The sequence below is a fragment of the Citrobacter freundii complex sp. 2025EL-00176 genome, assembly GCF_053309355.1.
In genome coordinates this window covers 169,276-192,477 of sequence record NZ_JBRYHT010000004.1, presented here as the reverse complement: position 1 = coordinate 192,477, position 23,202 = coordinate 169,276, and the positions used below count along the sequence as shown (strand labels likewise).

General features: G+C 53.8%; 17 protein-coding genes. 4 read left to right on the top strand and 13 right to left on the bottom strand.

Going from position 1 to position 23,202, the window contains the following annotated elements; translation table 11 throughout:
• Window position 1: 1 nt before the first annotated feature.
• The gene (cysD, locus tag ACVXHP_RS11520) at window positions 2-910 is read right to left on the bottom strand and encodes a sulfate adenylyltransferase subunit CysD (protein ID WP_003034152.1); all 909 of its coding nucleotides are present in this window, start codon (window positions 908-910) and stop codon (window positions 2-4) included.
• 254 nt (window positions 911-1,164) lie between these two features.
• Here cysD and ACVXHP_RS11515 point away from each other — a divergent pair, with 254 nt between their 5' ends.
• Window positions 1,165-2,202: an aminopeptidase gene (locus ACVXHP_RS11515; protein WP_304701917.1), complete on the top strand. Its 1,038-nt coding sequence runs from the start codon at window positions 1,165-1,167 to the stop codon at window positions 2,200-2,202.
• A gap of 50 nt (window positions 2,203-2,252) precedes the next feature.
• Here the strand turns inward: ACVXHP_RS11515 and cysH are convergent, their stop codons facing one another.
• The 3 genes from cysH to cysJ all read right to left on the bottom strand — a co-directional run bounded on the left by cysH (window position 2,253) and on the right by cysJ (window position 6,575).
• Window positions 2,253-2,987 carry a phosphoadenosine phosphosulfate reductase gene (gene cysH, locus ACVXHP_RS11510; protein ID WP_220393543.1) on the bottom strand — a complete coding sequence of 245 codons (735 nt, stop codon included), beginning with the start codon at window positions 2,985-2,987 and terminating at the stop codon, window positions 2,253-2,255.
• Window positions 2,988-3,063: 76 nt separating this feature from the next.
• Window positions 3,064-4,776, bottom strand: coding sequence for an assimilatory sulfite reductase (NADPH) hemoprotein subunit (gene cysI, locus ACVXHP_RS11505; RefSeq protein ID WP_316128712.1), 1,713 nt, complete (start codon window positions 4,774-4,776; stop codon window positions 3,064-3,066).
• Window positions 4,776-6,575, bottom strand: coding sequence for an NADPH-dependent assimilatory sulfite reductase flavoprotein subunit (gene cysJ / locus ACVXHP_RS11500; RefSeq protein ID WP_447571491.1), 1,800 nt, complete (start codon window positions 6,573-6,575; stop codon window positions 4,776-4,778). Before cysJ ends, cysI begins: the two co-directional genes overlap by 1 nt.
• 305 nt (window positions 6,576-6,880) lie before the next feature.
• Between cysJ and queD the strand changes: the two genes are divergently transcribed.
• Complete coding sequence (gene queD, locus ACVXHP_RS11495; protein ID WP_447571490.1) at window positions 6,881-7,243, top strand: 6-carboxytetrahydropterin synthase QueD; 363 nt, start codon at window positions 6,881-6,883, stop codon at window positions 7,241-7,243.
• A gap of 47 nt (window positions 7,244-7,290) precedes the next feature.
• Here the strand turns inward: queD and queE are convergent, their stop codons facing one another.
• From queE to ACVXHP_RS11480, 3 genes are all read right to left on the bottom strand, one after another.
• A complete protein-coding gene (gene queE, locus ACVXHP_RS11490; protein WP_040232204.1) occupies window positions 7,291-7,962 on the bottom strand; it encodes a 7-carboxy-7-deazaguanine synthase QueE in 672 nt (223 codons plus the stop codon).
• 71 nt (window positions 7,963-8,033) lie between these two features.
• Window positions 8,034-8,723, bottom strand: coding sequence for an N-acetylmannosamine-6-phosphate 2-epimerase (locus ACVXHP_RS11485; protein ID WP_447571523.1), 690 nt, complete (start codon window positions 8,721-8,723; stop codon window positions 8,034-8,036).
• On the bottom strand, window positions 8,723-10,279 hold the full coding sequence (locus tag ACVXHP_RS11480) for a maltose/glucose-specific PTS transporter subunit IIC (protein ID WP_200009311.1): 1,557 nt from the start codon (window positions 10,277-10,279) through the stop codon (window positions 8,723-8,725). The genes ACVXHP_RS11485 and ACVXHP_RS11480 overlap by 1 nt, the downstream gene beginning before the upstream one ends.
• Before the next feature lie 165 nt (window positions 10,280-10,444).
• Between ACVXHP_RS11480 and ACVXHP_RS11475 the strand changes: the two genes are divergently transcribed.
• Window positions 10,445-11,269 (top strand): MurR/RpiR family transcriptional regulator, encoded by an 825-nt coding sequence (locus tag ACVXHP_RS11475; protein WP_200009312.1) that lies wholly within the window; start codon window positions 10,445-10,447, stop codon window positions 11,267-11,269.
• Window positions 11,270-11,324: 55 nt separating this feature from the next.
• On the opposite strand, the gene eno is transcribed toward ACVXHP_RS11475, so the two are convergent.
• The 5 genes from eno to rlmD form a co-directional block, all read right to left on the bottom strand.
• Window positions 11,325-12,623 (bottom strand): phosphopyruvate hydratase, encoded by a 1,299-nt coding sequence (gene eno, locus ACVXHP_RS11470; RefSeq protein WP_200009316.1) that lies wholly within the window; start codon window positions 12,621-12,623, stop codon window positions 11,325-11,327.
• An 86-nt stretch (window positions 12,624-12,709) separates the two neighbouring features.
• Window positions 12,710-14,347 (bottom strand): glutamine hydrolyzing CTP synthase, encoded by a 1,638-nt coding sequence (pyrG, locus tag ACVXHP_RS11465; protein WP_200009317.1) that lies wholly within the window; start codon window positions 14,345-14,347, stop codon window positions 12,710-12,712.
• 224 nt (window positions 14,348-14,571) lie between these two features.
• A complete protein-coding gene (gene mazG / locus ACVXHP_RS11460) occupies window positions 14,572-15,363 on the bottom strand; it encodes a nucleoside triphosphate pyrophosphohydrolase (RefSeq protein ID WP_316129603.1) in 792 nt (263 codons plus the stop codon).
• Between the two features lie 146 nt (window positions 15,364-15,509).
• Window positions 15,510-17,741: a GTP diphosphokinase gene (relA, locus tag ACVXHP_RS11455; RefSeq protein WP_038633199.1), complete on the bottom strand. Its 2,232-nt coding sequence runs from the start codon at window positions 17,739-17,741 to the stop codon at window positions 15,510-15,512.
• A 99-nt stretch (window positions 17,742-17,840) separates the two neighbouring features.
• On the bottom strand, window positions 17,841-19,139 hold the full coding sequence (gene rlmD / locus ACVXHP_RS11450) for a 23S rRNA (uracil(1939)-C(5))-methyltransferase RlmD (protein WP_304701964.1): 1,299 nt from the start codon (window positions 19,137-19,139) through the stop codon (window positions 17,841-17,843).
• Window positions 19,140-19,196: 57 nt separating this feature from the next.
• Between rlmD and barA the strand changes: the two genes are divergently transcribed.
• Window positions 19,197-21,953 carry a two-component sensor histidine kinase BarA gene (gene barA, locus ACVXHP_RS11445; RefSeq protein ID WP_447571489.1) on the top strand — a complete coding sequence of 919 codons (2,757 nt, stop codon included), beginning with the start codon at window positions 19,197-19,199 and terminating at the stop codon, window positions 21,951-21,953.
• Between the two features lie 43 nt (window positions 21,954-21,996).
• Here the strand turns inward: barA and ACVXHP_RS11440 are convergent, their stop codons facing one another.
• Window positions 21,997-23,139, bottom strand: coding sequence for a glycerate kinase (locus tag ACVXHP_RS11440; RefSeq protein ID WP_165407056.1), 1,143 nt, complete (start codon window positions 23,137-23,139; stop codon window positions 21,997-21,999).
• Between the last annotated feature and the right edge of the window lie 63 nt (window positions 23,140-23,202).

The following is a 23,202-nucleotide window of genomic DNA, read 5'->3' as shown; positions in this document are numbered from 1 at the left end:
CTTAGAAATACCCCTGACGTTTCTTCAGCTCCATGGAGCCCGCCTGGTCGCGGTCAATCACGCGGCCCTGACGTTCACTGGTGGTTGAGACCAGCATCTCTTCAATAATTTCCGGCAACGTCTGCGCGTTAGACTCCACCGCGCCGGTCAGCGGCCAACAGCCAAGCGTGCGGAAACGCACCATGCGTTTTTTAATCACTTCGCCGGGCTGCAGATCGATTCTGTCGTCATCAATCATCATCAGCATGCCATCGCGCTCCAGCACCGGACGCTCAGCCGCCAGGTACAGCGGTACGATGTCGATATTTTCCAACCAGATGTACTGCCAGATATCCTGTTCGGTCCAGTTAGAAAGCGGGAATACACGAATGCTTTCGCCTTTGTTAATTTGTCCGTTGTAGTTGTGCCACAGCTCCGGACGCTGATTTTTCGGGTCCCAGCGATGGAAGCGATCGCGGAAGGAGTAAATGCGCTCTTTGGCGCGCGATTTCTCTTCATCACGGCGTGCGCCGCCAAACGCGGCGTCAAAACCGTATTTGTTCAGCGCCTGCTTCAGGCCTTCGGTTTTCATAATATCGGTATGCTTGGCGCTGCCGTGGACAAACGGGTTGATGCCCATCGCCACCCCTTCCGGGTTTTTATGCACCAGCAGTTCGCAGCCGTAGGCTTTCGCCGTGCGGTCACGAAACTCATACATCTCGCTAAATTTCCAACCGGTATCAACGTGCAGCAAGGGGAACGGCAGCGTACCAGGATAAAACGCTTTGCGCGCCAGATGCAGCATTACGCTGGAATCTTTGCCGATGGAATACATCATCACCGGATTAGAAAACTCGGCGGCCACCTCACGAATGATATGGATGCTTTCCGCTTCCAGTTGCCGCAGGTGGGTAAGTCGTTTTTGATCCATAACCGTTCCTATGTAATGCCATTATTTTGCTAACGATGCTCAGATAACCTGACTATAGGGAGGGCAAGGAGGCGAATGAAATTACGAATTGGAATGAGTAGTTCCTCAAAGGAATAACGATATGGTAAAGCAAATATCAAAAAGTGCTTAAGCCACCGGATTTCGGGCATTTAGGAGCAAATGAAATTGTTTTACCTCGATCACGGTTTCATACTAGCGGCTAAAAATTTCTGCTTGGTATTTAAGGACTCACTATGTTTTCCGCATTGCGCCACCTGACTACCGCCCTGGCGCTCGGCGCGTGCTTTATCCTTCCCGCACAGGCAACATCTTCGAAGCCCGGAGATATCGCAAATACCCAGGCGCGATACATCGCCACCTTCTTCCCTGGCCGCGTGACGGGTTCTCCGGCAGAAATGTTATCTGCTGATTATATACGTCAGCAATTTCAGCAAATGGGCTATAGCAGTGATATTCGGACGTTTAACAGCCGCTATATTTATACCGCCAAAGATAATCGTAAAAACTGGCATAACATAACCGGCAGCACCGTCATTGCAGCCCATGAAGGCAAAGCGCCACAGCAGATTATTATCATGGCGCACCTAGATACCTACGCTGCGCAAAGTGACGCCGACTCCGATGCCAATCTGGGTGGATTAACCCTGCAGGGTATTGACGACAACGCCGCAGGTCTGGGCGTGATGCTGGAGCTGGCAGAACGGCTCAAAGATGTTCCGACGCAGTACGGTATTCGCTTTATTGCCACCAGCGGTGAAGAGGAAGGCAAACTCGGTGCAGAGAACATCCTGAAGCGAATGAGCGCCGCCGAGAAAAAAAATACGCTGCTGGTTATCAACCTCGATAATCTGATCGTTGGCGATAAGCTCTATTTCAACAGCGGGAAAAGAACCCCGGAAGCCGTACGAAAACTAACGCGCGACCGGGCGCTGGCCATCGCGCACAGCCGCGGTATTATCGCCAGCACCAATCCAGGGCTGAACAAAGACTATCCGAAAGGAACTGGCTGCTGTAACGATGCAGAGGTCTTCGATAACGCGGGAATTGCCGTCCTTTCCGTTGAAGCGACCAACTGGAACCTGGGCAAGAAAGATGGCTATCAACAACGCGCCAAAAGTCCTTCGTTCCCCGACGGCAACAGCTGGCACGATGTGCGACTCGATAACCAACAGCATATCGATAAAGCGCTACCGGGCCGGATAGAGCACCGCAGCCGCGACGTGGTACGCATTATGCTGCCGCTGGTAAAAGAGCTGGCGAAGGCGGGGTAATTCTGAAGAAAAAGAGCCTCGGTAATGCATAAAGCTTACCGAGGCTCATATTACCCTTCGTGCAGCCCACACTCGCGCTTCAGCCCGAAGAAGCGCGTCTCTTCCTCCGCCATACCCGGCTCCCATTTGCGAGTAGTATGCGTATCGCCCACCGACAGATAGCCCTGGTCCCACAGCGGGTGGTACTTCAGCCCGTGCTTTTGCAGGTACTGATACACCGTACGGTTATCCCAGTCGATAATCGGCAGCACCTTAAACACGCCGCGCTGGATAGCCAGCACCGGCAAATGCGCACGACTGCCTGACTGCTCACGGCGCAGGCCGGCGAACCAGGTCTGCGCGTTCAGCTCTTTCAACGCCCGATTCATCGGCTCGACTTTGTTGATGTCATTGTATTTCTCAATGCCTTCAACGCCCTGCTCCCACAGTTTGCCATAGCGTGCTTCCTGCCAGGCGGCGCTCTCCTTGGCGCGGTAAACCTTGAGATTCAGCTTGAGCTTGTCCGTTAACTCATCGATAAACTGGTAGGTTTCCGGGAACAGATAGCCGGTATCGGTGAGGATCACCGGGATATCCGGGCGGATCTGATTCACCAGATGCAGACTTACCGCCGCCTGAATACCAAAGCTGGAAGAAAGCACGTATTCTCCCGGCAAATTCTCCAGTGCCCACGCCACGCGCCCTTCGGCGTCCAGTTTTTCCAGTTGGCTGTTAGTTTCAGCCAGCGCCATAACGCGTTCAACTTTTGGCAGGTCGTTCAATGCGTGTAGATCGAGTACGGACATAATTACCTCATCTTATGCCTGATGGCGCTACGCTTATCAGGTCTACAAAACCGTCGCGTCACCAGGCAAAGGGAACTTATTCCCAGAAATCACGCGCTGGATCGAGCACCGGGCGAATGATGCCCGCACGCACCGTAAAGTCGCCGAAGCCTTCACCCGCTTCACGCTCTTTCGCCCAGCGCCCAACCAGTTCGTCAACAGAATCGAGAATTTCTGATTCCGTAATATTTTCGCGGTACATCCGCGGAATACGCGTTCCCATGCGGTTGCCGCCCAGATGCACGTTGTAGCGGCCCGGCGCTTTACCCACCAGTCCCAGCTCCGCCAGCATCGCGCGGCCGCAGCCGTTCGGGCAGCCGGTCACGCGCATCACGATGTGCTCGTCAGGAATGCCGTGTTTTTCCAGAATCGCTTCCACTTTGTCCGTAAACGACGGCAGGAAGCGCTCGGCTTCCGCCATCGCCAGCGGGCAGGTCGGGAACGAGACGCAGGCCATCGAGTTTTCACGCTGCGGTTTCACCGCATTCATCAACCCGTGGTCGCGCGCCAGCTTCTCAATCTTCGCTTTCTGGCTTTCCGGCACGCTAGCGATGATCAGGTTCTGGTTGGCGGTGATGCGGAAATCGCCTTTGTGGATCTTGGCGATCTCCAGCAGACCGGTTTTCAGCGGACGGCCAGGGAAATCCAGGATTCGACCGTTTTCGATAAATAGCGTCAGGTGCCAGTTGTTGTCGATCCCTTTCACCCAACCGATACGATCGCCGCGGCCGGTAAATTCATACGGGCGGATCGGCTCAAATTTGATCCCCGCGCGACGCTCAACCTCTTCCTTAAAGGTGTCGATACCGACACGCTCCAGGGTATATTTGGTTTTCGCGTTTTTACGGTCGGTACGGTTACCCCAGTCACGCTGGGTCGTCACTACCGCTTCGGCCACAGCTAGGGTATGCTCCAGCGGCAGGAAGCCGAACTCACTGGCGGTACGGGCGTAGGTTTTCTTATTCCCGTGCTCAATAGACAGACCGCCGCCGACCAGCAGGTTAAAGCCCACCAGCTTGCCGTTTTCAGCAATCGCTACGAAGTTCATGTCGTTGGCGTGCAGATCGATATCGTTCTGCGGCGGGATCACCACCGTGGTTTTAAATTTACGCGGCAAATAAGTCGCGCCGAGGATCGGTTCTTCGTCGGTGGTCGCGACCTTCTCCTGATCGAGCCAGATCTCCGCATAGGCGCGGGTGCGCGGCAGCAGATGTTCAGAGATCTTTTTCGCCCACTCGTAGGCTTCCGCATGCAGCTCGGACTCGTACGGGTTAGAGGTGCACAGCACGTTACGGTTCATGTCGTTGGCGGTCGCCAGCGCGTCCAGCCCGACCGAGTGCAGCATCTGGTGCACCGGCTTAACGTTCTTCTTCAGAATGCCGTGGAACTGGAAGGTCTGACGGTTGGTCAGACGGATGCTGCCGTAAATCGTGTTGTCAGCGGCGAATTTGTCGATCGCCTTCCACTGGGTGGTGGTAATCACTCCGCCTGGCAGACGGCAACGCAACAGCATCGCGTGGCGCGGCTCCAGCTTCTGCTCGGCGCGTTCGGCGCGAATATCGCGGTCATCCTGCTGGTACATGCCGTGAAAACGGATCAGCAGGAAGTTGTCGCCGTGAAAACCGCCGGTCAGGCCGTCGTTGAGATCTTCCGCGATGGTGCCGCGCAGAAAGTTGCTCTCACGCTTCATGCGCTCGGCGTCAGTCAGTTTGCCTTCGACCACTAAAGGCCCTGGGTATTTTTCGCTCATTAGTAGACATCTCGCTGATAACGGCGCTCAACGCGCAGCTCACTTAAAAATTCATCCGCCGCTTCGATGTCCATTGCACCGAATTCAGCAATCACTTCCAGCAACGCCTGCTCAACGTCTTTCGCCATACGATTGGCGTCGCCGCAGACATAAATGTGCGCACCGTCATTAATCCAGCGCCATAGCTCCGCGCCCTGTTCGCGCAGTTTGTCTTGTACGTAGATTTTTTCTTTTTGATCGCGGGACCAGGCCATATCGATGCGGCTCAGCACGCCTTCTTTTACGTAGCGCTGCCACTCAACCTGGTAGAGGAAATCTTCGGTAAAGTGCGGGTTACCGAAGAACAGCCAGTTCTTGCCTTCCGCGCCGTCGGCGGCGCGCTGCTGCATAAAGGCGCGGAACGGCGCGATACCGGTGCCCGGACCAATCATAATCACCGGGGTCTGCGGGTTAGCCGGCAGGCGGAAGTTGTCGTTGTGCTCGATAAACACGCGCACTTCGCCCTCTTCTTCCACACGGTCGGCGAGGAAGCTGGACGCGCCGCCCGCGCGGGCGCGGCCTTCAATGTCGTAACGCACGACGCCGACGGTGACGTGCACTTCACTTTCGACTTCCGCCTGTGCGGAGGCGATGGAATACAGACGCGGGGTCAGCGGACGCAGCAGGCCGATTAACGCGTCGGCATCAAGCTGCGACGGGGAGAAGCGCACCATGTCGACGATAGGCGTGGTAGCCGCATACTGCTGCAGCTGGGCTTTATCGCCCACCAGCGGCAGCAGCGATTCACTGCGCGTCAGCGTGGCGTAGTTTTCCACGATATTGGCGGTGTTCACCGTCAGCTCGAAGTGCCACTGCAGCGCTTCGGCCAGCGGCAGAGTTTCACCGTTAACGGTGACGGATTCGTCGCCCTTCAGCCACAGCAGCTCAACCAGCTCTTTGACCAGCGCGGGGTCGTTCTGATACCACACGCCTAGCGCGTCGCCCGGCTGATAGCGCAGGCCGGAATCGCCAAGGTCGATTTCGATATGGCGGACGTCTTTTTCCGAATTACGCCCGGTAATTTTCTGGTTCACCGACAAGGACGCCGTCAGCGGCGCTTCTTTGGTGTAGGGGCTGGTATGTACTTCATTTACCGCACCGCTCGCTGCAACTTGTACAGACGGCGCAACAGGCGCACGCGCTTTCAGCACCTCAACCAGTCGCGCGCGCCACTGCGCGGCAGCAGCCTGATATTCCACGTCGGCATCGACGCGGTCGAGCAGACGCTCACCGCCCAGCTCGGCCAGCTTGCTGTCGAAGTCTTTCCCGGCCTGGCAAAAGAATTCATAGGAGGTATCGCCAAGGCCCAGCACCGCAAAGGCGGTATCGGTCAGCTTCGGCGCTTTTTTCGAGAACAGGAACTTATGCAGCGCAACGGCTTCTTCCGCTGGTTCGCCTTCTCCCTGAGTCGATGCCACCACAACCAGCAACTTTTCATTGGCGATTTGTTTGAATTTATAGTCGCCGGCATTGATTAGAGTGACATTGAGCTTCGCGGCAATCAGATCATCGCGCAGGGCTTCCGCTACACGACGCGCATTACCGGTTTGCGAGGCAGAGATCAGCGTAATCCCTGGCATTTCTGCGGCAGGCGCTGGTGCTGTCACATTGCCAGCTGGCTGCTGATTCAGCACGCCCCAAAAGTAACCAGAAACCCACGCAAGCTGTGCGGGAGTGAAATCGGTAGTGGCCGCCTGAAGGCGCGCCAGTTGCTCCGGGTTTAGCGGTAGCAGAGCGGAAGGTGGGGCCTGTGTCGTCATGCGTTGTCATGTTCCAGTAAGCAAAGCGGATTTCAGCAATAAAACCCAAACTGAAGATAAGGTTAACGGCGGGCATAGTAACAATTAAAGAAGGGATAGAAATAACAAATAACCAAATGAACTAACCTGTTTTAGTTATAGTTATTAACAGCAAAATCGATTTAATAAGCCCATGATATATAAAAAGTTATTAAGAATTATCTTAATGAATGGATTGTTCTGATACTCTGCGCCCTTTTAACTAATGATAAAATTTGCTCTTTACGGTACCCTACGGCGGTTTTTCGCATTCTTGAGAGTAAAAAATGTCCACCACCTTGTTTAAAGATTTCACCTTCGAAGCCGCTCACCGCCTGCCGCATGTACCGGAAGGGCATAAGTGTGGTCGCCTGCATGGTCACTCATTTATGGTGCGTCTTGAAATTACCGGTGAAGTCGATCCGCATACCGGTTGGATCATGGATTTCGCAGAGTTAAAGGCGGCGTTTAAGCCGACTTATGACAAACTTGATCACTACTATCTGAACGATATTGCTGGCTTAGAAAACCCAACCAGCGAAGTGCTGGCAAAATGGATTTGGGATCAGGTTAAACCTGTTGTCCCTCTGCTGAGCGCGGTGATGGTGAAAGAGACCTGCACAGCGGGTTGCGTGTATCGCGGCGAGTGAGTGTGACTTTGCCGGATGGCGATGCGAAGCGCCCCCGGCAAAATTTATCAGGCAATATTCAGGTATTTATGGGTCTGCATCGACAGACGCCAGTTACGCGCGATACAGGTATCAATGCATAGACGCGTCGCATCTTCTTTCTGGCTAATTGGCTGTAAAGCAATGATCCGTGGCTTGTCATCGCTCAACGTTGCCAGCAGTTCATCCAGCGCTTCAATATCGCGAACGCGGCCGACCGGATGTTTGATTTCATTCGCGCGTTCCAGCGCCTGTGACAGCACATCATAACCGCCGCGCATATTCACCTTCGGCGATACGGTCACCCAGGTATTCGGCGTACAGCGTACTTCGTGGGTACCGCTGGTTTCAATCTGGCAGCTAAAACCGTTCTTTTCCAGCAGGTCAGTCAGCGGCATCAGGTCATGAATGCAGGGCTCACCGCCGGTGATCACCACATGACGGGCGGTATAGCCCTGACGCTGAATAACAGCCAGCAGGTCTTCACTGCTCGCCGCGCCCCACTTATCGCTCTCTTTCGTTTTAGCCAGGATGCTATACAAGGAGACTTCCCGATCCTCAAGCTTATCCCAGGTGTGTTTGGTATCGCACCAGGCACAGCCAACCGGGCATCCCTGTAAACGAATAAAAATGGCGGGGACGCCGGTAAAGTAACCCTCACCTTGCAGGGTCTGGAACATCTCGTTAATCGGGTACTGCATAGCGCTCTCAATATGGGGATAAACGTTAATTATCGCAGATCCCCGCCAAAGTATCATGCCCCATCGATGCTTTACGAGTCGATCGCCGCGACAAAGCGTGCCGTTATCTGCTGCGGACGCGTGATAGCGCCCCCAACCACCACGGTGTGCGCGCCTAATGCCAGGCAATGTGCGGCGCGTTCCGGGGTATCGACATTACCTTCCGCAACGACCGGTATGTTGACCGCCGCCAACACCTCACGTAAAAAACCGCAGTCGTTTTCCGCCAGCACATGCCCGGCAGTATCCGCGGTATAGCCATAAAGCGTGGTGCCCACGCAGTCAAAACCCAACCGCTCGGCTGTTACCGCCTCGTCTACGGTGGCGATATCCGCCATTAGCAGTACGGACGGGTAGCGAGCACGGATTTGCGTGACCAGATCTTCCAGCGTTTGCCCACCTGGACGCGGGCGCGCAGTAGCATCCAGGGCGATAATCTCCGGCTCAACGCTCATCAGTTCATCCACTTCCTGCAGGGTGGCCGTAATAAACACCTCACTGTCCGGATAATCACGCTTGATAATCCCTATTACCGGCAGGGAGACGCTCTCTTTGATGGCACGAATATCGACCACGCTGTTCGCACGGATACCTACCGCACCGCCCTGCGCCGCCGCCAGCGCCATACGCGACATAATAAACGGGCTGTGCAGGGGTTCATTTTCCAGCGCCTGGCAGGAGACAATTAATTTACCTTTCAGGGAATCCAGTACTGTTTTCATCACGATAAGATCTCTTCAACTTCATTTTTAATGATGGTGACATGCGGGCCATAAATCACCTGAACACCGTTGCCGCGAATAATTACGCCACGCGCTCCGGTCGCTTTCAACGCCGCTTCATCTACCTTGCTGCTCTCTTTCACCGTCACGCGTAAGCGTGTAGCGCAACAGTCCACCTCTTCCAGATTCTCTTTGCCTCCCAGCCCGGCGATCACGGCTGCTGCGCGTTCACTTTGAGGCAGACCGGACTCCACCTGGGTTGCGTTCTCGCGCCCGGGCGTCAGCCAGTTAAAGCGGTTAATCAAATAGCGGAAGGTGAAGTAGTAAAGAAAGAACCACGGAACCCCAACCATGGGGACATACATCCAGTTAGTTTTCGCTTCCCCCTGTAGCACGCCAAAGAGGAGGAAATCGATCAGCCCACCCGAAAAGGTTTGCCCAATAGTGATATGTAAAATATGCGCCATCATAAACGCCAGCCCATCGAAGAAGGCGTGAATGACATATAGCACCGGAGCCACAAACAGGAAGGAGAACTCAATAGGCTCAGTAATGCCCGTCAGGAAAGAGGTCAGCGCCGCCGACAACAGCAGTCCGGCGACAAGCTTTCTGTTCTCTGGTTTTGCCGTGTGGTACATCGCCAGGCATGCGCCAAGCAGGCCAAACATCATGGTGATAAAGCGCCCGGACATAAAGCGCGAGGTACCGGCATAGAATTGCTGCGTATGTGGATCGGCAAGTTGGGCAAAGAAAATACGCTGGGTGCCTTCAACTAACTGGCCGTTGACGATTTCGCTCCCGCCCAGCGCCGTCGTCCAGAACGGCAAATAAAAGATATGGTGTAAACCCAGTGGGCCAAGCATACGCAAGATGAAGCCGTACAGCAGCGTCCCCAGATAGCCCGTCGCATCCACCAGACCGCCCAGTCCAAAAATGAGCTTCTGGAAATGCGGCCACACCACCGTCATGATCGCCCCCACCACAATCGCGGCAAGCGAGCTGATAATCGGTACAAAACGCGAACCGCTAAAAAAGCCCAGAAACTGAGGGAGTGAGACTTTATTGAAACGACTATGCAGCGCGCAGGTGACCAGACCAATCACTACCCCACCAAACACGCCCGTTTCCAGCGTCTGAATGCCCAGCGTCATCCCCTGACCCACAGCACCAGGATTCTCGTGCGCCAGCGTTCCGTTGAGCGTTAACAAAGCGTTGATGGTGGCATTCATCACCAGAAATGCCAGCAATGCGGCAAGGCCCGCCGTGCCTTTATCCGTTTTCGCCAGTCCCACGGCGACACCAACCGCAAAAAGCACCGACAGGTTGGCAAACACGATTGAACCTGCGCTGGTCATGATCGTGAAGATTGCCTGCAGCCAGTCGACATTCAAGAATGGGTAGGCCGTCAGCGTATTGGGATTCGACAAAGCCCCACCAATCCCTAACAACAACCCCGCTGCGGGCAATACCGCAATCGGCAGCATGAACGATTTGCCAAACCGCTGCGCCTTTTCAAACCATGCGCCTGACGAAGCGCCGCTAAATATTTGCATCATTTTTTCATCTCCCCGATTACTGATGAAAATTTTTACCATAACTTATTTTAAAAATGAAAATTATCATCAAAAACCAGGAAGCCGATCATACTTTTTTAAAATGACTGGCATCTCTCCCCTGCTTTCCGCCACACTGTCAGCAGAGAAACGCATTAAGGATTTTGCATGTCAGAAAATGAAAACCTGCTGCTGAGATTGCGCCAGAGCGTTGATGGATATAGTCGAACTCAACAGAAGCTGGGGGAGTTTGTCCTTAGCGATCCGGCAAGAGTGGTCTACCTGACGATTACCGAACTGGCGCGTGAAAGCGACACCAGCGAGGCGAGCGTCACACGTCTGTGCCGTACGCTGGGGTGTAAGGGCTATAACGAATTTAAGATGGCGCTGGCACTCGATCTCCGGCAAGGAGAGCCGGTAGAGCACAGCGGTGATGAGATTGACAATGTGGTCAATGAATCCGTGCAAGCGCTGCAGGACACGGCAAAATTACTCGACAGAACATTGCTGGAAGCAGCCGCTCTGGCGCTGCATCAGGCTCAGTCGGTACAGATTTATGGCGTAGCGGCCAGCGCTATTCTGGGGGAGTATTTACATTACAAACTCCTGCGCCTCGGCAAACCCGCGCAATTGTTTAGCGACATGCATCGTGCAGCCATGAACGCTACAACGCTAAGCAAAGACACGCTGGTAGTGGCGATATCCAGCTCAGGCTCCACCCGCGATCTGCTGCATGTGGTTAAACTGGCGCGTAAGCAAGGTGTACGCGTACTGGCGCTGAGTAATACGCCACGCAGTCCGCTGGCTTCGCTGAGTGATATTCAACTGGTCGCAGCCAAACCGGAAGGTCCATTGAGTGCCGGCGCGCTAAACGCCAAGGTGGGTGTCATGCTGTTAGTGGAACTGCTCACCACGTCGCTGATTGCGCTGGATGAAAAGTATAGCGATGTGAGCCAGCAAACGGCGAGTGCGACCCTACCGCTACTACTCTAAAGACATAAAAAAACCCGCCGCAGCGGGTTTTTACGTTAAGAATTAAAGAACAGGATTACGCCTGACCTTTGATCTCTTTACGACCGTTGTACGGAGCCTGTGCACCCAGCGCTTCTTCGATACGAATCAGCTGGTTGTACTTAGCTACGCGGTCAGAACGGCTCATAGAACCAGTTTTGATCTGGCCTGCAGCGGTACCAACAGCCAGGTCAGCGATGGTAGCGTCTTCAGTTTCGCCAGAACGGTGAGAGATGACAGCGGTGTAGCCAGCGTCTTTCGCCATTTTGATCGCAGCCAGAGTTTCGGTCAGAGAACCGATCTGGTTGAATTTGATCAGGATGGAGTTAACGATGCCTTTTTCGATGCCTTCTTTCAGGATCTTGGTGTTGGTTACGAACAGATCGTCACCAACCAGCTGGATTTTGTCGCCCAGAACTTTAGTCTGGTATGCGAAACCGTCCCAGTCAGACTCGTCCAGACCATCTTCGATGGACACGATCGGGTACTGTTTGGTCAGTTCTTCCAGGAAGTGAGTGAATTCTTCGGAGGTGAATGCTTTGTTGCCTTCGCCAGCCAGAACGTATTTACCGTCTTTGTAGAATTCAGAAGCTGCACAGTCCATCGCCAGAGTGATGTCGGTGCCCAGCTCGTAGCCAGCTGCTTTAACCGCTTCAGCGATTACAGCCAGAGCTTCAGCGTTGGAACCCAGGTTCGGCGCGTAGCCGCCTTCGTCACCAACTGCAGTGTTCATACCTTTAGCTTTCAGAACTTTAGCCAGGTTGTGGAACACTTCAGAACCCATACGTACGGCTTCTTTCAGAGTCTTAGCGCCAACCGGCTGAATCATGAACTCCTGGATGTCGACGTTGTTGTCAGCGTGCTCACCACCGTTGATGATGTTCATCATCGGAACCGGCATGGAGTATTTGCCCGGAGTACCGTTCAGTTCAGCGATGTGCGCATACAGCGGCAGACCTTTAGCAGCTGCTGCTGCTTTGGCGTTCGCCAGGGACACAGCCAGGATGGCGTTTGCACCGAAGTTGGATTTGTTTTCAGTACCGTCCAGATCGATCATGATCTTGTCGATGCCAGCCTGATCTTTAGCATCTTTACCCAGCAGAGCCTGAGCAATTGGGCCGTTAACAGCTGCAACAGCTTTCAGTACGCCTTTACCCATGAAACGGGATTTGTCGCCATCGCGCAGTTCCAGTGCTTCGCGGGAACCAGTAGAAGCACCTGACGGAGCTGCTGCCATACCAACGAAACCACCTTCCAGGTGTACTTCGGCTTCAACAGTCGGGTTACCACGGGAGTCGATGATTTCACGACCGATGATTTTAACGATTTTGGACATTAGGTTTTCCTCAGTACAAGTTAAACTAAAACTCCAGACAAACAATGCACCCGAATGGGTGCATTGCCGTTCTAACTTTTTACTTCTTACTTCGCCTGACGCTTCTGATGTTCACTGGCGGCTTTAACAAAGCCGGCAAACAGCGGGTGCCCATCACGTGGCGTGGAAGTAAATTCCGGGTGGAACTGACAGGCCACGAACCACGGATGATTCGGTACCTCGATGATCTCGACCAACTGATCATCACCGGAACGGCCTGCAACACGCAGACCAGCAGCTTCAATCTGTTTCAACAGCATATTGTTGACTTCGTAGCGGTGGCGATGGCGTTCAACGATTGTCGGCGTGCCGTACAGTTGACGGACCAGGCTTTCATCGTCCAACTGACACTGCTGCGCGCCAAGACGCATTGTGCCACCCAGATCGCTCTTCTCGGTACGGACTTCGACGTTGCCGTCTTCGTCACGCCATTCGGTAATCAGGGCCACCACCGGGTACTTACAGTCTGGCACAAATTCCGTGGAGTTGGCGTTGTCCATACCCACTACGTTACGCGCAAACTCAATCAACGCAACCTGCATACCCAGGCAAATGCCCAGATAAGGAATATTGTTCTCACGCGCAAAACGCGCCGTCGCGATTTTACCTTCAACACCACGGTAGCCGAAGCCGCCTGGGATCAGGATAGCATCCAGACCTTTCAGGATCTCAACGCCACGCGTTTCGACATCCTGCGAATCGATCAGCTTGATGTTGACGGTGACACGATTCTTCAGACCACCGTGCTTCAGCGCTTCAATCACTGACTTATAGGCATCCGGCAGTTCAATGTACTTGCCGACCATACCGATAGTCACTTCGCCTGCCGGATTGGCTTCTTCGTAGATAACCTGTTCCCATTCTGACAGATTAGCTTCCGGACAGTTCAAGCTGAATCGTTTACAAATATAATCGTCAAGGCCCTGGGATTTCAACAGGCCTGGAATTTTATAAATGGAATCGACATCTTTCATCGAAATAACCGCTTTTTCTGGCACATTGCAGAACAATGCAATTTTGGCACGTTCGTTCGCCGGAATAGCGCGATCGGAGCGGCAGACCAGAATGTCAGGCTGAATACCGATGGAGAGCAGCTCTTTAACGGAGTGCTGAGTGGGTTTCGTTTTGACTTCACCTGCCGCCGCCAGGTACGGCACCAGCGTCAGATGCATAAACAGCGTGTGCTCACGGCCGATATCCACCGCCAGCTGGCGAATCGCTTCAAGGAACGGCAGAGATTCGATATCCCCAACGGTTCCGCCGATTTCGACCAGAACAACATCATGACCTTCACCGCCTTCCAGAACGCGTTCTTTAATTGCGTTGGTGATGTGCGGGATAACCTGAACAGTAGCGCCCAGATAGTCGCCACGGCGTTCTTTACGCAGAACGTCGGAGTAGATACGACCCGTGGTGAAGTTGTTGCGGCGGCTCATTTTCGTACGGATGAAACGCTCATAGTGACCCAGGTCCAGGTCGGTTTCAGCGCCGTCTTCGGTAACGAACACTTCCCCGTGTTGGATTGGGCTCATAGTACCCGGATCGACGTTGATGTACGGATCCAGTTTCATCATGGTCACGTTGAGGCCACGGGCTTCAAGAATGGCTGCGAGGGAGGCTGCGGCAATGCCTTTTCCCAGAGAGGATACGACCCCGCCGGTCACAAAAATATAGTTCGTTGTCATGCTGGACCTGAGAAGTTAGGGTGAAACGATGGAATTACCAAGACGGGAAAGTAGTATACCCGAACATGACGAGCGCCACAAACTTTCATTATCCCTCCTCTTCACCAGGCTCACATTAACATCGGGAGTGAGAAAATAGCCCCTTTGGGGTAAATGTTTTTGACGTAAATCAAGCGCTTGTTATTTAAAAAATCACACAAAACGCCCTTGACCGACGAAATCCCTTAGAGATCAATTTCCTGCCGTTTTACCTGTTGCCAGACTTCTTCCATTGTTTCCAGATCAACACCTGTCATTTCCAGACCGCGTGCAGCCACAATTCGTTCAACTTCACGAAAACGTCGCTCAAATTTTTCGTTCGCTTTTTGTAATGCAGTCTCTGCTTTTGTCCCCAGATGACGAGCCATGTTGACTGTGGCAAACAGCAGATCGCCCATTTCCTCCTCCAGTTTAGCCTGGTCGACAACAGCCTGCTTTGCCTCAAACATAACTTCGTCGATCTCTTCATAAACCTTATCGACAACCGGTCCTAATGTTTTCCAATCGAAGCCAACATTAGAGCAGCGTTTCTGGATTTTCTGAGCGCGCATTAGCGCCGGTAAACTGCGGGGAATATCGTCAAGCGCGGAATGCTGTGCTTTCTCGGCGCGTTCTTCGCTTTTAATTTGCTCCCAGCGGGTTAGCACTTCAGTACTGTTGCTGGCAGAAACATCAGCGAATACATGCGGATGACGGCGTTCAAGCTTATCGCTGATGGCGGCGCAGATATCATTGAAATCAAAACGTCCTTCTTCCTGCGCCATCTGGGCGTAAAACACCACCTGGAACAGCAGGTCGCCGAGCTCTCCGCGCAGATCGTCGAAGTCTTCACGCGCAATCGCATCCAGTACTTCATAGGTTTCTTCGAGGGTGTAAGGGGCAATAGTGGCGAATGTCTGCTCTTTATCCCACGGACAGCCGTTTTCCGGGTCGCGCAGGCGCTGCATAATACCGAGCAGTCGATCGATTTGGTTCATATGAAAATCCTGGAAATTTGAATGACTGTAGGCCGGATAAGGCGATAGCCGACATCCGGCAACATGGCAATGCCTGATGGCAATGCCTGATGGCAACGCTAACGCGTTACCATCAGGCCTACAAGATTATCCGGCCTACAAAATAATTAATTACCGTGCAGACGACGCGCGTCGATCACATCCGGCACCTGGTTCAGCTTGCCGAGCACGCGCCCGAGCACCTGCAGGTTATAGATTTCGATGGTCATGTCGATGGTGGCCAGCTGTTGTTTGGTATCACTCCGGCTGGCAACTCCCAGCACGTTCACTTTCTCGTTGGCAAGAATGGTGGTGATATCACGCAATAAACCGCTGCGATCGTTGGCCTGTACGCGAACCACCAGCGAATATCCCGCCGAGTAGCTCTCGCCCCACACCGCATCAACAATCCGCTCCGGCGCGTGTGAACGCAGCTCTGCCAGCTGTTCGCAGTCGGCCCGGTGCACGGAAATACCGCGCCCCTGAGTGATAAACCCAACGATTTCATCGCCTGGAATCGGCTGGCAGCAGCGGGCAATGTGATGCATCAGGTTGCCAACCCCTTCCACCACGACGCGACCATCGTCTTTACGGCGACTCTGCGGCGCCTGGGTTTTCTGCTGCAGCTGTTTCAGTGCGGCAGCATCCTGCTCAGCAGCACTCGGCTTATTAAACTGCGCCTGCAGGAAGTTCACCATCTGGTTGAGACGGATGTCTCCTCCGCCAATCGCCGCCAGCAGTTCATCCAGTTCATTGAAGCTGTAGCGCGGCAGCAGATGTTTTTCCGCCTCTTTCAGGCTAATGCCCAGGTGCGCCAGCTCATCGTCGAGGATCTGGCGGCCCGCAAGAATGTTTTTGTCGCGATCCTGTTTACGGAACCAGGCGTGGATCTTAGAACGACCACGGCTGGTAGTCACATAGCCAAGGTTCGGGTTCAACCAGTCACGGCTTGGGTTTGGCTGTTTCTGGGTGATAATTTCAATTTGATCGCCCATCTGTAACTGGTAGGTAAACGGTACGATGCGCCCACCAATTTTCGCACCAATGCAACGATGTCCTACATCGCTGTGAATGTGGTAAGCAAAGTCCAGCGGCGTGGAGCCTGCAGGTAAGTCAACAACATCACCTTTTGGCGTAAAGACGTACACCCGATCATCGAAGACCTGGCTGCGCACTTCATCCAACATTTCGCCGGAATCCGCCATCTCTTCCTGCCAGGCGATCAGCTTACGCAGCCAGGCAATTCTGTCTTCGTAACCAGAACGCATGCCCGTTACGGCACCTTCTTTGTACTTCCAGTGCGCCGCCACGCCCAGTTCGGCATCTTCGTGCATCTGTTTGGTGCGGATCTGGATTTCAATGGTTTTTCCACCCGGTCCAAGTACAACCGTATGGATTGACTGATAGCCGTTGGGTTTCGGATTAGCAACGTAATCATCGAACTCATCCGGCAGATGGCGATAGTGAGTATGTACTATCCCGAGCGCGGCATAGCAGTCCTGTAGACGCTCCGCCACGATGCGCACCGCACGCACATCGAACAGTTCATCAAAGGCTAACTGCTTTTTCTGCATTTTGCGCCAGATGCTGTAGATGTGTTTCGGACGCCCATACACTTCGGCTTTGACGCCTTCCGTTTTCATCTCTGAGCGCAGATGGCCAACGAACTCTTCAATATAGTGTTCTCTGTCGATGCGACGCTCGTGCAGCAGCTTGGCAATGCGTTTGTATTCGGCCGGGTGCAGGTAGCGGAAGCAGTAATCTTCCAGCTCCCATTTTAATTGCCCGATGCCCAAACGGTTGGCCAGCGGCGCATAGATATTGGTGCACTCTTTTGCCGCCAGAACGCGTTCATCTTCCGGCGCGTCTTTCACTTCACGCAGATGCGCGATCCTCTCCGCCAGCTTGATGACCACGCAGCGGAAATCGTCCACCATTGCCAGCAGCATACGGCGAACGTTATCGACCTGCTCGGAAGAGACTGAATCGGTATGCGTGGCTTTCAACTGGCGTATCGCCGCCATGTCACGCACGCCATGGATAAGATGCACAATGGATTTCCCCACGCTTTCGCGCAGGATGTCCTCACTGACCACGTTGGCATCCGCCAGAGGAAACAGCATTGCTGCACGTAGCGTGTCGATATCCATGCTCAACATGGAGAGTATTTCTACCATCTCCACGCCACGCCACAGCAGCAGATCCGCATCAGGGTGTCCCTGTGTTTGCTGCTGGCAGTACGCCCAGGTTTCGGCTAAGCGTTCACACGACTGCTGGCTGGAGATCCCCAGACTCGCGATCCATTTCTTGGGATCAAACTCACCAGCTTTATTTATATGTGCACTTCTTACCGCAACCATTGTCCTCTCCTTTAGGGGCCAGGCCTGTCGAAGTCGACAAGCCATACCCATTGTCTTTCATGCTGCATTACAACGCGAATCCAATGGGTACAAATTTCATTACAAACGCTCAAACAGGACCATCGATTCCAGGTGTCCAGTGTGCGGGAACATATCGAGCATCGCCAGTCGCCGTATGGCATATCCCGCGTTGAGCAAAGCGTCGCTGTCACGAGCCAGCGTTGCTGGATTACAGGATACATAAACAACGCGACCAGGGCTTAATTTTATAATATGTTGCATCACACCGGCAGCCCCCGCACGAGCAGGATCGAGCAATACTTTGTCGAATCCGTTTTTCGCCCACGGCTGCTGGGTAACATCCTCCTCAAGGTTTTCATGAAAGAATGTCACGTTGTGTAATCCGTTATTCAGCGCGTTTTCCCGGGCTTTTTCGACCAGCGCCGGTACGCCTTCAACCCCCACCACGCTTGCCGCCCGCACGGCCAGCGGCAGAGTAAAATTCCCCATACCGCAGAACAGATCGAGCACACGATCTTCAGGTCGCACATCCAGCCATTCCAGCGCACGGGCGACCATTTTTTGGTTTACCCCTGCGTTGACCTGAATAAAATCACGCGGGCTGAAGCTTAACCGTAGTCCATTTGAGTCATACCAGGGCGATTCTTCTGATACTGATTCCAGTATCTCGCTTTGCGGGGCCAGAAACAAAGACAGCCCCTGAGAATGCGAAAAGCATTCCAGTTTTTCTTTATCCGCAGCACTTAATGGCGCCGTGTGGCGCAAAATCATCAACGCGCCGCTCCCTGCCTGCACCAGCTCAACATGGCCAAGATGACGTAACCCCTGCAAACTCTCCAGACACGCCCTGATGTGGGGCAACAGCGCTTCAAGTTGGGGCACTAAAATAGGGCATTGTTTGACATCAATAATGTCGCTGGTTCCGGATTTGCGAAACCCCATCTGCAATTTTTGTTCTTTTGGCCGATAGTTCAGACTCAAACGTGCGCGACGACGATAGCCCCACGGGGTATCAGCGATAACTTCCGACACTTCACATTTCATTAAACGCGCTAACGCCGCGCTTTTGCTACGCTGCTGCAACGGGATGCTGGCGTGCTGCTGCTGGCAACCGCCACAAACGCCAAAATGCGGGCAACGTGGCACTTCACGCTGCGGACTGTCGTTTAAACGTTGTTTTACTTGCGCGCGGGCGAACTGTTTTTTATCTTCGGTAATCACCACCTCTGCGCTTTCCTGGGGTAGCAATTCCGGTATAAACAACGCCTTTCCGTTATGGCGAGCGACACCCTGACCAAAAGGATCGAGGTCATTGACGGTAACGGTTATGATCTGACGCGTCGTCACGCGTCGTTTTGCAGAGTAGAATTGCGCCATCGACGAGATATTTCTCTATTTAACAGTGTGACCCTAATTGTCCCATAACGGAACTCCATGACCAACTACAGCCTGCGCGCACGCATGATGATTCTGATCCTGGCCCCGACCGTCCTGATTGGTTTGCTGCTCAGTATCTTTTTTGTTGTGCATCGCTATAACGACTTGCAGCGTCAACTGGAAGATGCTGGTGCCAGCATCATAGAGCCACTGGCGGTCTCCAGCGAATATGGCATGAACCTGCAAAACAGGGAATCCATCGGCCAGCTCATCAGCGTGCTGCATCGTCGCCATTCCGATATCGTGCGGGCGATCTCTGTCTATGACGAGAACAACCGGCTGTTTGTCACCTCCAATTTTCATCTCGATCCGTCTGAAATGCAGCTGGCGACCGGTTCACCGTTTCCCCGTAAGCTGAGCGTCACCCGACTCGGGGATATCATGATCCTGCGAACGCCAATTATATCGGAAAGCTATTCGCCGGATGAATCTGCCATAAGCGACGCCAAAAATACGCAAAACATGCTGGGGTATGTGGCGCTTGAGCTGGACCTCAAATCGGTTCGATTGCAGCAATATAAAGAGATCTTTATCTCCAGCGTAATGATGCTGTTTTGTATCGGTATTGCGTTAATTTTTGGCTGGCGTCTGATGCGCGACGTCACCGGCCCGATTCGCAACATGGTGAATACCGTTGACCGTATACGTAGAGGGCAGCTCGACAGCCGCGTGGAAGGTTTCATGCTGGGTGAGCTGGATATGCTCAAGAACGGTATCAACTCGATGGCAATGTCTCTTGCGGCCTACCATGAAGAGATGCAGCACAACATCGATCAGGCGACTTCCGACCTGCGCGAAACGCTGGAGCAGATGGAAATCCAGAACGTCGAACTGGATCTGGCGAAAAAACGCGCCCAGGAGGCGGCCCGTATTAAGTCTGAGTTTCTGGCTAACATGTCGCACGAGCTACGCACACCGCTGAACGGCGTGATTGGCTTTACGCGCCTGACGCTGAAAACCGAACTCAACACCACGCAACGCGATCACCTGAATACGATTGAGCGATCGGCCAACAATCTGCTGGCTATCATCAATGATGTGCTCGACTTCTCGAAGCTGGAAGCGGGCAAGTTAATTCTGGAAAGCATCCCGTTCCCGCTACGCAGCACGCTGGATGACGTCGTCACGCTGTTAGCGCACTCATCCCATGATAAAGGGCTTGAGCTGACGCTGAATATTAAGAATGATGTGCCGGATAACGTCATCGGCGACCCGCTGCGCTTACAGCAGGTCATTACCAATCTGGTCGGCAATGCCATCAAATTTACCGAGGGCGGTAATATCGACATTCTGGTCGAGAAACGCGCCCTCAGTAATACGAAAGTACAAATTGAAGTGCAAATCCGCGATACCGGCATCGGTATCCCTGAGCGCGATCAGTCTCGCCTGTTCCAGGCCTTCCGTCAGGCGGACGCCAGTATTTCCCGCCGCCACGGCGGTACCGGGCTGGGCCTGGTCATTACGCAAAAACTGGTCAACGAAATGGGCGGGGATATCTCCTTCCATAGCCAGCCGAACCGAGGATCCACCTTCTGGTTCCATATCAGTCTCGATCTCAACCCTAATGTTCTCGTCGATCGCTCGACAACCCGGTGCCTTGCGGGTAAACGACTGGCCTATGTCGAACCTAACGCCACTGCCGCGCAATGCACGTTAGATATATTAAGTGAAACGCCGCTGGAGGTGATTTACAGCCCTTCATTCTCCGGGCTGCCGAAGGATCACTACGATATTCTGTTGATTGGCATTCCGGTCACTTTGCGCGAACCGCTCACCATGCAGCATGAGCGGCTGGCAAGTGCAGCGGCGATGACCGATTTCCTGTTATTAGCCCTGCCCTGTCACGCACAGATTAACGCCGAGAAATTGAAGCAAGGCGGCGCGGCGGCGTGTCTATTGAAACCTCTCACCTCAACCCGCCTGTTGCCTGCGCTGACGGAGTATTGCCAGTTGAATTACAGCGGGGATCAGCCGTTGCCAGATGAGAGCAAAATCGCCATGACCGTTATGGCGGTGGACGACAATCCGGCGAATCTCAAGCTGATTGGCGCACTGCTGGAAGATAAGGTACAGCACGTCGTGCTCTGCGACAGTGGACACCAGGCGGTGGATCGCGCCAAACAGATGCAGTTTGATCTGATCCTGATGGATATTCAGATGCCCGACATGGACGGTATTCGCGCCTGTGAGCTGATCCACCAGTTGCCTCATCAACAACAGACGCCGGTTATTGCGGTTACCGCGCATGCCATGGCGGGGCAAAAAGAGAAGCTGCTCAGCGCCGGAATGAACGATTACCTGGCGAAGCCTATCGAAGAAGATAAGCTGCACAATCTGCTGTTACGCTACAAACCCGGCGCGACTACATCGCTTCGGGCGCTCGCGGTTGAACCTGTTGAGCCGGTCGTCAATCTGAATACCACGCTCGACTGGCAACTGGCATTAAGACAAGCCGCAGGGAAAAACGATCTGGCGCGGGATATGCTGCAAATGCTGCTCGATTTTCTACCCGAGGTGCGCAACAAAATTGAAGAACAGCTGGTAGGCGAAAACCCCGAAGGGCTGGTGGATATGATCCATAAGCTGCACGGTAGTTGCGGTTATAGCGGCGTTCCCCGCATGAAAAACCTGTGCCAGCTCATTGAGCAACAATTACGTAGCGGGACCAAAGAAGAAGAGCTGGAGCCTGAGTTTTTAGAGCTTCTGGATGAAATGGATAACGTCGCGCGCGAAGCGAAGAAATTATTGGGCTGATACTCGCCGGATGGCGGCGTGACCGCCTTATCCGGCTTACAACTCAGCGTAACTGTTGCCCCGCTTTCAGCGTCGCAGCCACGTTGCGCGCGGTCATCCGTACGTTTTCACTGGCATTCTTCAGCGCCTCATCCAGCGTGCAAATGGTATAGATGACGCTGAAAACCGCATCCAGCCCATGCTCGTGTACAACACCGACATCCGCCGTCAGGCTACCGGCAATGCCGATCACCGGTTTGTTGTAACGCTTTGCGATCTTCGCCACGCCAACCGGAACCTTTCCGTGAATAGTCTGGCTGTCGATACGCCCTTCACCTGTCACCACTAAGTCTGCATCCGCAACACAGGCATCCAGGCGTAACGCATCCGTCACGATCTCAATACCGCGGCGTAGCTGTGCGCCACAAAACGCATACAGCGCCGCCCCCATACCGCCAGCAGCGCCACCGCCGGCCAGCTCCAGCACATTGACGTCCAGATCGCGCGCGATCAATTGCGCATAGTGGGTAAGCGCCCGATCAAGACGCGGAATCATCTCCGTCGTCGCCCCCTTTTGTGGGCCAAAGACCACTGAGGCCCCCTCTTTACCGGTCAACGGGTTAGTTACATCACAGGCCACTTCGATACGGCATCCGGCAAGACGCGGGTCTAACTGCGAGATATCAATCCGGGTGAGCGATTCCAGGCCCATCGCGCCATGGGCAATATCTTCATCTTGCGCATCCAGCAACCTTGCGCCCAGCGCCTGCACCATACCCGCACCGCCATCATTGGTAGCGCTACCGCCAATCCCGATGATGATATGCTCCACGCCCGCATCCAGCGCATGACGAATTAGCTCCCCGGTTCCCCAGGAGGTGGTTTTCAGCGGATCGCGTAAATTCGCAGGAACCTGCTCCAGCCCGCTGGCGGCTGCCATTTCAATAAACGCCGAACGCTCATCGCCGGATAAACCATAAAACGCCTGAATTGTATTGCCCAACGGGCCGGTAACATCAACATGCACAAGGTGACCTTGCATTGCGGCAACCATCGCTTCGACCGTTCCCTCACCGCCATCTGCAACCGGGATCTTCACGTATTCCGCCTCAGGCCAGATCTCACGGAATCCCAGTTCAATAGCCGTTGCCACTTCAAGCGCACTCAAACTTTCCTTATAGGAATCCGGTGCGATCACTATTTTCATAAAGCATCCTTACGCATGTTGACTGTGTTAAGCATACACCAGGAGGAAAACCGCTCCACTTCA